Source organism: Frigoribacterium sp. MEB024, assembly GCF_000878135.1.
Taxonomy (GTDB): domain Bacteria; phylum Actinomycetota; class Actinomycetes; order Actinomycetales; family Microbacteriaceae; genus Frigoribacterium.
The window spans coordinates 1-8,046 of record NZ_JXQZ01000069.1 but is presented as its reverse complement, the minus strand read 5'-3'; the positions used below and the strand labels follow the sequence as shown (position 1 = coordinate 8,046).

7 protein-coding genes and 1 pseudogene are annotated in these 8,046 nt (G+C 74.1%); 3 read left to right on the top strand and 5 right to left on the bottom strand.

The features are described from left to right. Positions 1 to 760: pseudogene (locus SZ60_RS12725) on the bottom strand (hypothetical protein); the annotation flags it as partial. 425 nt (positions 761 to 1,185) lie between these two features. Between SZ60_RS12725 and SZ60_RS12720 the strand changes: the two are divergent. Further along, positions 1,186 to 2,256 carry a glycoside hydrolase family 6 protein gene (locus tag SZ60_RS12720; RefSeq protein ID WP_052505392.1) on the top strand — a complete coding sequence of 357 codons (1,071 nt, stop codon included), beginning with the start codon at positions 1,186 to 1,188 and terminating at the stop codon, positions 2,254 to 2,256. 10 nt (positions 2,257 to 2,266) lie between these two features. Here SZ60_RS12720 and SZ60_RS12715 read toward each other — a convergent pair whose 3' ends face one another. Next, on the bottom strand, positions 2,267 to 2,698 hold the full coding sequence (locus tag SZ60_RS12715; protein WP_231567164.1) for a MerR family transcriptional regulator: 432 nt from the start codon (positions 2,696 to 2,698) through the stop codon (positions 2,267 to 2,269). A 100-nt stretch (positions 2,699 to 2,798) separates the two neighbouring features. Between SZ60_RS12715 and SZ60_RS12710 the strand changes: the two genes are divergently transcribed. Beyond that, positions 2,799 to 4,427 (top strand): SulP family inorganic anion transporter, encoded by a 1,629-nt coding sequence (locus SZ60_RS12710; protein WP_052505391.1) that lies wholly within the window; start codon positions 2,799 to 2,801, stop codon positions 4,425 to 4,427. A 425-nt stretch (positions 4,428 to 4,852) separates the two neighbouring features. Here SZ60_RS12710 and SZ60_RS16625 read toward each other — a convergent pair whose 3' ends face one another. Continuing rightward, positions 4,853 to 5,857: a C40 family peptidase gene (locus SZ60_RS16625; RefSeq protein ID WP_052505390.1), complete on the bottom strand. Its 1,005-nt coding sequence runs from the start codon at positions 5,855 to 5,857 to the stop codon at positions 4,853 to 4,855. Positions 5,858 to 6,142: 285 nt separating this feature from the next. Next, positions 6,143 to 6,796: a DUF1992 domain-containing protein gene (locus SZ60_RS12695; RefSeq protein WP_082060133.1), complete on the bottom strand. Its 654-nt coding sequence runs from the start codon at positions 6,794 to 6,796 to the stop codon at positions 6,143 to 6,145. A gap of 161 nt (positions 6,797 to 6,957) precedes the next feature. On the opposite strand from SZ60_RS12695, the gene SZ60_RS12690 reads away from it, so the two are divergent. Further along, positions 6,958 to 7,374: a hypothetical protein gene (locus SZ60_RS12690; RefSeq protein WP_043596473.1), complete on the top strand. Its 417-nt coding sequence runs from the start codon at positions 6,958 to 6,960 to the stop codon at positions 7,372 to 7,374. An 84-nt stretch (positions 7,375 to 7,458) separates the two neighbouring features. Here the strand turns inward: SZ60_RS12690 and SZ60_RS12685 are convergent, their stop codons facing one another. Next, positions 7,459 to 7,950, bottom strand: coding sequence for a hypothetical protein (locus SZ60_RS12685; RefSeq protein WP_043596472.1), 492 nt, complete (start codon positions 7,948 to 7,950; stop codon positions 7,459 to 7,461). Positions 7,951 to 8,046 lie beyond the last annotated feature (96 nt).

Genomic DNA, 8,046 nt, shown 5'->3' with positions numbered 1-8,046 from the left:
CGCGGGCAGCAGCGGCAGCGGCGGCCGCCGCGGCCGCCTGCTCCTGGGCGTAGGCCTGCTCGAGCGTCATGCGGTCGTCTTCGAGCAGGGCGACCTGCGCGGCGAGGGTGGCCTTCTCGTCGTCGACGGCGGCCAGGTCGGCCTCGGCCGTCACGCTGGCCGCGGCCGCGTCGTCGAGCGCGGTCTGGGCGTCGGCCGCGAGCCGGTCGCGCTCGGCGAGCGCCACGGCGGCCTGGTCGGCCAGCGAGGTCGCGAGGTTGTCGGCGGCCTGGGCCCGTTCGCGCAGCCGCCCGATGTTCTCGCCGAGCTTGCTCGACAGGCTCAGCCCCTTGAGCACCTCTTGCGCGTCGTCGCCGGCCGCGAGCAGGTCGCCCACCAGACCCCCGCTACCGGGGCGGGCCATCAGCGCGGCGGCCTGGCCGACGACCTGTCGTGCGGAGTCGGCCGTCTCACGGGCCTCGGCCCGACGCGTCTCGAGCTGCTCGTGCCGGGCGGTGGCCTCGTCGACGGCGGCCTGGGCCTCGCCCAGCACGCGTCCGGCCTCGTCGGCCGAGGTGTGGGCGGCCTCGGCACGGGCCGACGCGGCGTCGAGCGCGGTCTGCAGGTCGGCGAGGGCCTTCTTCTTGGCCGACTCGTCGTCGCGGGCGGCGAGGACGGCCTGCCAGGTCGGGGCGGCGGCGGTCGCCCGCTCGGGGAGGAGGAGCGCGGCCAGCAGGGCCAGCGCGACGATGACGGCGACGACCGGCGTGCGACGGAGCATGCCCCGGGAGGGAACGGGGCGGAACGAAAAGGGAACGGGGCGGACCGAGTGGTGCATGGCTCTCTGTCTGTCTGATGCGCACGACCCGTCCGGTGAGGACGGGGGTGCGCCGCGGTGCAGGGGCGTCCGCGCTCGGGCCTCGCGGACCACCCACCCTACCGAGGCGGGCAGGGACCGAGCCAGCGCGGGCACCCGGCACCGCGCCTCCTCGGGGTCGTCGACGACCTGGGGACGAGACGTCGACGCCGTGGCGACGCGGTGCGGCCCCCGGTGCCGCCCGTGGTGGCGAGAGGCGGCGGTCCCGGTGCCCGCGAGGTACGGCTGTGTCCCCCTTTCGGCCCCTGTGCCCGCGGCCGCATCCGTGGTCGACTGTCCCTTCCACCACCGTCGGGGCAGCACCCCCGACTGCGCCGAGAGAGGCGCAGATGGCATCGTCCCGACCGGCCCGGACCACCCTCGGCCTGCTCGCCGCGGCCGCCGTCGTCCTCTTGACCGCCTGCTCGTCGGGCGACACCACCCGGCCGACGCCGTCCGACGGGTCGGCGACTCCGAGCCCGACCCCGACGTCGCAGGCGACCCGGGTGACGCCCGAGACGATCCGCACGGCTCCGTCCGGCACCGTCTTCCATGGCGGCATCGCGCTCGAGCCGAACTCGCTGGCGGTGCGGGCCGAGGCGACGCTGAGCGCCGACGGAGAGACGGACGCCGCCCGGGCCGCGGCCCTGATCGCCGAGCGTCCCGTCGCGATGTGGATCGGCGACGGCTACGACGACGCCCAGCTCGTGAAGGTGATCACCGACTACCTCTCCGCCGCCGAGGAGCAGGGCGCGACGCCGGTGTTCGTCACGTACGCGATCCCCGACCGGGACTGCGGCAACTACTCGGCCGGCGGCCTGTCCGTCGAGCGCTACCCCGCCTGGAACGCGACCATCGCGGCCACCCTCGCCGGGCACCGGGCCGTCGTCATCGTCGAACCCGACTCGCTCGGCATCCTGAGCCGGTGTCCGCAGCTGGCCGACACGCGCCTCCCCCTGCTGAAGCAGGCCGTCGCCGACTTCGCGGCGGCCGGCGTGCCCGCCTACCTCGACGGCGGCAACTCGCACTGGGTGCAGCCCGAGGTGATGGCCGAGCGACTCCAGGCGGCGGGCGTCGACCAGGCCCGGGGATTCTTCACCAACGTCGCGGGCTTCTACCCCGTGGGCGACGAGCAGCCCTACGCCGAGGAGGTCGCCGCGATGACGGGCGGCAGCCGCTACGTGATCGACGTGTCCCGCAACGGCCGCGGTTGGAAGGGCACCTGGTGCAACCCGGAGGACGTCGGCCTCGGCCAGGACCCCCGCGTGGTGTCCGACGACGGCCGCCTCGACGCCCTGCTCTGGGTCAAGACGCCGGGCATCAGCGACGGCACCTGCAACGACGGACCCCCGGCCGGCGAGTGGTACCCGTCGTACGCCGAGATGCTCGTCGACCGCCGCCCCGAGTGGGCCCGCAGCTGACCCGCGGCGCTCAGCGCAGGCGGGCCCGCAACAGCTCGAGGAACTCGTCGGCCATCGCGAGCTGTCGCTCGAGCTTCGCGCGACGCTCGACGGTCTCGTCGACGAACGCCGCCAAGGAGGCGCGGGTCGCCTGGTCGCGCCCGTCACCCTCGTCGCCCGCCCCGGCGTCGCCCGCCCCGGCCGCGTCGCCCGCCCCGCCGTCGAGCGCATCGACGACCCGCAGCAGCTCGGCCATCTCGTCGAGGCTGAACCCCAGCGGCTTCATGCGTCGGATCACCATGAGCCGCAGGTAGTCGTCGTGCGTGTAGAGCCGGAACCCGCCCTCGCTGCGGCCCGACGGCGTCAGCAGACCGACCTCGTCGTAGTGGCGGATCGTGCGCAGCGACATCTCGGTGCGGTCGGCGAGCTCGCCGATCTGCATCGTGGCGGTCTCGTCGGGCATGAGGTCTCGTTTCATCTCTACCCTCACGTAAGGGTAGGGTTGCATCGTACGGCAGTGTCGCCGGCTCCCGCATTCTTCCGCACACCCCCAGGAGTCCCCCGTGACCACTGCCCCCGACTCCGACCGCGCGCGCCCTGAACCCGCCGCGCGGTCGGTCCGCCCCGCCCGCCCCGCCGACACGGTGCTGTCCGTGTTGCGCGACCCGCGCCTCCTGACCCGCGAGGCCCTGGCCGGCGTGGTCACGACGCTCGCCCTCGTGCCCGAGGTCATCTCGTTCTCGGTGATCGCCGGCGTCGACCCGATGGTCAGCCTCGTCGCGTCGATCGTGCTGGCGCTCGTCATGTCGGTGCTCGGCGGCCGCCCCGCGATGGTCACCGCCGCCGCGGGGTCGGTCGCCCTCGTCATCGCGCCGCTGGTGCGCGAGCACGGCACCGACTACGTGCTGCCGACGGTCGTCCTGGCCGGGCTCGTGCAGCTCGCGTTCGGGCTCGCCGGTCTCGCCCGGCTGATGCGGTTCATCCCCCGCTCGGTCATGATCGGCTTCGTCAACGCGCTCGGTGTGCTGATCTTCGTGGCGCAGGTGCCGCACATCATCGACCAGCCGTGGGTCGTGTACCCGCTGTTCGTCCTGACCATCGCGATCGTCGTGCTGCTGCCGAAGGTGACGAAGGCCGTGCCGGCGCCGCTGGTCGCCATCGTCGTCGTGACGGTCATCGCCGTGGCCGCCCGCCTCGACGTGCACACCGTCGGCGACGAGGGCCCGATGGGCGGCGGCCTGCCCGGCCTGACCCCGTGGCTCGCCCCGTTCACCCTCGAGACGTTGCAGATCATCTGGCCGACCGCCCTCAGCGTCGCCTTCGTCGGCCTGATGGAGACCCTGCTGACCGCCAAGCTCGTCGACGACCTCACCGAGACCCCGTCGCACAAGGGCAAGGAGTCCTGGGCGCTCGGCGTCGCGAACATCGCGGCCGGCTTCTACGGCGGCATCGCCGGCTGCGCCATGATCGGTCAGACGGTCGTCAACGTGAAGATCGGACGGGCCCGCACGCGGGTGTCGACGATCGCGGCCGGGCTCTTCCTGCTGCTGCTGGTCACCGGGCTGAGCGCCGTGATGTCGGCGATCCCGATGGTCGCGCTGGCGGCGGTCATGATGATCGTCGCGATCACCACGGTCGACTGGCACTCGCTGAAGCCGACGACCCTGCGGCGCATGCCGGTGCCCGAGACGCTCGTCATGGTGGTCACGGTGGCCGTGGTCGTCGCCACGAACAACCTCGCCCTCGGCGTCGCGGTCGGCGTGCTGCTCGCGATGGTGCTGTTCGCCCGTCGGGTGGCCCACGTGATCACGGTCGAGCGGCACGTGACGCCGGGCGCCGTGGCCGGCACCGAGGCCGGTTCTCGCGTCGCGGAGGCCTCGGACGCCTCGAACGCAGGAGGCGCGGGTGCCGGCCTCGACGGACCCCCGTCCCCCGAGACGGTGCGGTACGACGTCGTCGGCCCCCTCTTCTTCGGCAGCAGCAACGACCTCGTCGAGCACTTCTCCTACGGAGACGACCCCGAGTCGGTCACCGTCGACCTGTCCCGCGCCCAGGTGTGGGACGCGTCGAGCGTCGCGGCCCTCGACTCGGTCGACGAGAAGTTCCGGGCGCACGGCGTGACGGCGACGTTCGTCGGGCTGGACGACCGCAGCGAGGCCTTCCACGGCCGCCTCACCGGCCGCCTCGGGTAGCGCCCCCGCGTCGGCCTCCCGACCCGCGCCTCCTGACCCTGCGCCCCCGCCGCCCGCCGCCCCGCTCTGGTGTCGCCCGCCGCCCCGCTCTGGCGTGCCTGCCACTCCGCTCTGGCGTGCAAATCGCGACAACCGCGACCGGACGACCGGCCATGGACGAACATGAGCGGCGCGGCGCCGTCCGGTTGTCGGGTTCGGCACGCGAGATGGCACGTCGCAGGTCGGGAATTGCACACGCGGCACGCCGCCGGTGACGTACCGCAGGCGGACCTCCCGGAAGGCGGACCCCGGGAGGCGCGGGTCACCACCCGAGGACACCACGCCCCGGAGGCGCGGGTCACCACCCGAGGACCACACCCCGGAGGCGCGGGTCGCCACCTCAGGGCACGCGACGACCTGAGGCGGCCGAGGCCCGAGGGCCCGGCTCAGCCGTCGATGCGGACGAAGTGGTGCGCCTGGTTCCAGATCGGGCGGACGTCGACGAACCCGCCGGGCTTCGGGGCGTCGAGGATCATGCCGTTGCCGGCATAGATGCCGTCGTGGGCCAGGTTGTCGAACACGACGAGGTCGCCGGGCACGGCCTCGGACTCGGGGATCGTGCGCCCCTCGGTGTTCTGCGTCGGAACGTAGTGGGTCAGCTTGATGCCGAACTGCGCGTAGACGAAGGTGATCAGGCCCGAGCAGTCGAACTTCGAGGGGTCTTCGCCGCCGTGCACGTACGGCGTGCCGATGTACTGCAGCGCCACGGCGAGCACCTGGTCGCGGTCGAGCTCGGGGTAGAGCGGGTTCGCGAGGTAGTCGGCCGTGGTCGGGCCCTCGTAGGTCGTGTTCGCCGCGGCCTTGCGGTTCTGCAGGTTCTGCGTCACGACGTCGATCATCGACGTGGCCGAGTAGGCGTCGCGGGCGGTCTCGTCGGACTCGTCGGCCAGTGAGGCGGTGTCGACCGACAGCGTCTGCGAGCCGAGCGACGATCGCGCCGACGCACCCGCGGCGACGGCCTGGGCCTCGTCGCCGGTGGTCGCGAGCAGGGGCAGCACGCCACTGGCGGCGAAACCGACGATCGCGGTGACGATGGAGAGCTTCTTCACGGCGGTGCCGACGCTGCGCGCCGCACCGGCACGACCGGGGGCACCGGCACGACCGGCGGCACCACGGGTCGGCGACACCGGACGGGCGGCCACGACCGCGGCACGGCGAGCGCGACGCGAGGGACGGGCAGGCGCGGGGTGAGCGGTGGCCGAGGAGGCGCGGGCGGCGACGGCAGGACGAGCGGCCTCGGTCGCCGCGGACTCCTCGAGACCGAGCAGCGGGCTGGTCCGGACCGGAGCGTCGGCGCGACGGGGCCGGACGCGCGGGGCGACCGCGGCCTCGGCGGCACCGACGAGGGCGGCGCACTCGACGAAGGACTCGCGGTGCGAGGTCGGCAGCACGTCGCGACGGGCACGGCGTTCGCGACGCTCGAGGGCCAGTCGGGCGGAACGCTCACCGAGCGGCCGAGCACCGTCATGACCAGCGAGGTTCTGACCCGCGAGGTTCTGACCAGCACTTTCGACGTGACCAGCCGTCGCGCCACCCTGATCCGGAGAGGTCGGGGAGGCGGGCTTCGTCACGCGTGCGGTCCTCTCGTCTGGGGGTGGTGCGAACACTCGACCCTAGCGCGCATCATCCTCGAGGTGTAGTTGTCGTCGGAAAAAGATCACGAATCGGTCACGGGATCATGCGGGTGAGCTCTCGTCGGGTGAGTGCGGGTCACCCTGCTCGGTGGACGGGCCCGGCACCCCGCGACGCCGCTTGAGCTCGCGCCGCAGCGCACGCCGCTCACGCCAGCTCGGGGGCGGGGGCGGCACGGCCGCGGCCTCGGCGGCCCGACGCGCCTGGCGCCGCTCGTGCCACAGCAGCACCTCGCCGTCGACGTCCCGCGTGGGCGTCACGACCGGCGGGCCCCCGGACAGCTGGCGCCTCGCCTCGACGATGCGCGCGTTGAAGTCGTCGAGGTGCGACCGCACGGCGGCCTCGGAGCGCAGCCGGTCGAGCTCGGCGTGCAACCCGGTGCTCTCGGCCCGCAACGACAGGGCCGGAGGCGCGAGCCCGGTGAGCCCCTCGCGTTCGATCAGGCCGCGCAGCCACCAGTCGGGGTCGACCGTGCCCGCCGCCAGCCCGGGCAGCGGCTTGCCGGCGAGCGGCAGGTCGTCGAACTCGCCGCGGGCGATCGCCAGGTCGATGGCGGTTCGGGCCCAGGCTCGCATCTCGGCCGCCGTGCGGGTGTCGCGAGGCGCGTCGTCGCTCGGCACGTCGCCGTCGACCCGGTAGCGGGCCGCGTCGACGCGGTGGTCGCGACCCTGCGGTCGTCGTTCGGGTTCTCGGTCCATGGCGCCGCGCCTCCTGCGCTCGTCGTGGGGCGGCGGACGGTGCCCGACCGTCGCTCCTGTTCGTTCGTGCTCTTCGGGGTTCGTGGCGTCGAGGGTACGCCGCACCACCGACGGTGGCCGGGCCTACCCTGGAGGCCTCGCCCGCCGTCCGAGGAGGCCCGATGCGCGACGCCGCCCCACCCGCCCCCCGCACGATCTCTGCGGCGTACGTCCTGTGGATCGTCGTGGTCGCCCTGGCCGTCGTCGGCGCCGTCCTGCTGATGCTGTTCGGCGGGCCCACACGGGTGTCGACGTCCGGCGGGGCCCTGGCGAACCCGCGAGGGGCCGACATCGCCGGTGGGGTGTTCGCGATCGTCGTCGCCCTGGTGCAGCTCGCCGTCGTGCGGTCGATGCGCGACGGCCGCCGCTGGGCGCGCACCGTGCTGCTCGTGCTGACCATCCTGCAGGTGTTGGGCGGCGTGAGCGGGGCGAGCGGCGGCGGGGTGCTCGAGTGGGCGTCCGTCGTCAGTGCCCTGATCGCCTGCCTGCTGATGCTCGTGCCGCCGTCGACGGCGTTCTTCGAGCGGCACGCCCGCTAGGCGTACCGGCCCCCGCGACCTCTCGAGGAGGCGCGGGTCGTCAGGTCAGGAGGGGCGGGTCGTCAGGTCAGGAGGCGCGGGTCGTCAGACCGAGCGGCCCCGTCCCCGGGCGCGCAGCACGTCGACGACGACCGCGCCGACGACGGCCCCGGCACCGAGCAGGGCGAGCACGGTGCTCGACCGGACGAAGTCCGAGCGGCGACCGCGGGGCAGGCGCCCGGCGGCGAGGTCGTGGAGCAACTGGCCGGACGCCGCGAGGCAGGCCGACTCGGCCGCGGCGTCGTGCAGGGACCAGTCGGGCACGGAGACGTCGCCGATCACGCTGACGTCGCCGTCGTCGGCGTCGAACCAGACGTCGATCGGCGCCCGCCGTGGGCCCGTGATCGTCAGCACGCGCGACTGCCAGCCGGCACGACGGATCGCACCACCCGGCACCTCGTCGCCGACCCACGAGTGGACGACCCGCAGGCGTCCGCTCTCCTCCGCGGCGGCCAGGTCGAGGGCACGCCGCAGCCGGTCGACGAACGGCGGACGCTCGGGTTCGGGCAACGAGATGGTCGGCAGGCCTCGGTACATGCCGACAGTGTGCCCCGCCCGCCTGGACGCCGCCGCACCCGCGGGCCCCGCCTCCGCCGCCGCCGCCGCCGCCCGCCAGCCCGCCACAGCACTTTC

Coding starts and splice junctions, on each gene's coding strand:
- SZ60_RS12720 (WP_052505392.1), top strand. CDS start 1,186: ATGGCATCGTCCCGACCGGCCCGGACCACCCTCGGCCTGCTCGCCGCG.
- SZ60_RS12715 (WP_231567164.1), bottom strand. CDS start 2,698: ATGCCCGACGAGACCGCCACGATGCAGATCGGCGAGCTCGCCGACCGC.
- SZ60_RS12695 (WP_082060133.1), bottom strand. CDS start 6,796: ATGGACCGAGAACCCGAACGACGACCGCAGGGTCGCGACCACCGCGTC.
- SZ60_RS12690 (WP_043596473.1), top strand. CDS start 6,958: ATGCGCGACGCCGCCCCACCCGCCCCCCGCACGATCTCTGCGGCGTAC.
- SZ60_RS12685 (WP_043596472.1), bottom strand. CDS start 7,950: ATGTACCGAGGCCTGCCGACCATCTCGTTGCCCGAACCCGAGCGTCCG.